The organism is [Clostridium] clostridioforme AGR2157, assembly GCF_000424325.1.
Taxonomy (GTDB): domain Bacteria; phylum Bacillota; class Clostridia; order Lachnospirales; family Lachnospiraceae; genus Enterocloster; species Enterocloster clostridioformis_A.
Map to the genome: position 1 here is coordinate 1 of NZ_AUJR01000125.1, position 1,917 is coordinate 1,917.

At 37.4% G+C, this 1,917-nt stretch carries 2 protein-coding genes and 1 pseudogene; 2 read left to right on the plus strand and 1 reads right to left on the minus strand.

The window, feature by feature from the left end; translation table 11 throughout:
• Positions 1 to 36 precede the first annotated feature (36 nt).
• A complete protein-coding gene (locus G614_RS28955; RefSeq protein WP_049948123.1) occupies positions 37 to 516 on the minus strand; it encodes a DNA cytosine methyltransferase in 480 nt (159 codons plus the stop codon).
• Positions 517 to 599: 83 nt separating this feature from the next.
• On the opposite strand from G614_RS28955, the gene G614_RS0123930 reads away from it, so the two are divergent.
• Both G614_RS0123930 and G614_RS34805 read left to right on the plus strand, forming a co-directional pair.
• Positions 600 to 926, plus strand: a complete 327-nt coding sequence (locus G614_RS0123930; protein ID WP_027643882.1) for a hypothetical protein — start codon at positions 600 to 602, stop codon at positions 924 to 926.
• A 403-nt stretch (positions 927 to 1,329) separates the two neighbouring features.
• Positions 1,330 to 1,784 (plus strand): annotated as a pseudogene (locus G614_RS34805) (hypothetical protein).
• Positions 1,785 to 1,917: the final 133 nt, after the last annotated feature.

Sequence of the window (1,917 nt, forward strand, 5' to 3'; positions counted from 1 at the left end):
GCAGGGGCTTTAGCCCCCACTGCGACTTTCAGTCGCTTAACGGCGGCCTTTAGGCCGCATCAACCCACCGGCTTTAGCCGGTGGTAGTTGAGTTTTAAAGTTCACCGTAAAACCATGAACATTTTCAAAAATTATAGCTTCAGGCATTACAAGTTTAATGAACTTAATGTAAGACTTTACAAGTTTATTTCTTTGATCGTCTTTATCGCGTTTACCAGCCATTGAGAATCCCTGACAAGGAGGTCCACCTGCAACTAATGTTATTTTCCCCTGTAAGTCAAGCAACTCTTTCTCATGTTCTTTAAGAAGTTCATTGATATCATGTTCTTTAATCTCCAGCCAATTTGGCCATAAGAAATGCTTATTTTTATTAATCAAATTGTGCTCCAATGTTGAAAAGGCATCCGCATTTTTTTCAACGGCAAAAAGACCTGTCCACCCAGCTTTCAATAAACCAGTAGACAAGCCGCCACAACCTGCAAATATGTCAATATACAAGTTTTGCTTTTTCATCATAAAGCACCTCATTTTAGGATATAATTATACATAATAATTATAAGTCTTGTGTGTAAAGAAGTCAATTAAAAAGGGGTGTTTTAATGAAGAAAACCTATTTTGCTAAAGTGTCAGATTCTATGTCCTGGGATGTATTAAAAGAAAAAATCGAAGAACAAAAAAGAAATAACGCCCAACCTCTAACTTTTGCAATAGTAGCAAAAGTCAATGTTTCTTCTATAGATTTTGATAAATTATCTCTGTCTATTGGAAAAGCCAATGCACTATATGCACCCTATACAACTTTATCTATTGCAACATCGGATGGGATATGGAATTGTATTCTGATAAGATGTTCTAATGACTCAAGAAACATTTTGGTTTATACAGCGGGCAACGTATGCCCATTATATGCTTCTATTATTAAATGATGATATATTAAGTGTTATTTATAGATTTTTTTAGCAAAAAGTGCTATGCAATCGGCGAACCTTTTGCATAGCACTTTATATTTTTACGTTTACTTGACTTAACTCATAATTTTTTGTAATGTTTCCTTATGAGCTACCGCCGATTGGAAGCGGAGCCTTTCTTTTTTTACCACGGTGGTTACAAACAGTGTGGAAGCAGATTAAAATTACAAATAAAATAAACCAGTTGAAAAAATACATATTTTAGGTAAAATATGGAGGGGGCATTATTTGTATTTTGATGGTTATACAACTGGTCTTACAATGACATTTATGTTAACATATAAATAGGCCCTGACGGTTGAGGAGGAGACAAAGAGGAGCAGATTCTCTTTGAATACGGGATGATAGGTGAGCATGAATCATGTTTGATATAACATCGGATAAGGTATATGTAAAAACCTTTGGCGGTTTTGATTTGTATTATCAAGGTGAGCTGATATACTTTCCAGCAGCAAAGCCAAAGAACTTCTCGCAATACTTGTGGACTGGAGCGGAAAGGAAGTAACATTATCTCACCTGGCTGAAATTTTGAATGATGGAGAACGGGACGAAACCGCAGCCAAACAGGCTGTCCATTTAGCGTGGTATAGACTGAAGCAGACATTGAAGAAATATGGGATTGAGAAAATCGTTATAAAGGGCAGAGGAACCTATGCCATTAATAAAGAAGCGGTTGTCTGCGACAGCTATGATATGGTCCGCCAGGTCAAGGGGGCTTCTAACTTTTTTGTCGGGGAGTATATGCCGGAGTATAGTTGGGCGGAGGTTACTTTGTCGAATTTGATAAGGGATTATTTTGATGGGGGGGAGTCGTAGGATTATATAGTACATATGTAATGGAACTTAGAGAACAGAATGGCCGGATTTTAACCGAGTAAATTTTAACCGTGGGGAGCGCTCTTATATGAGCGTTCCTTTTTTGCTTTTCAGGAAACTTCGCAAATCGGCC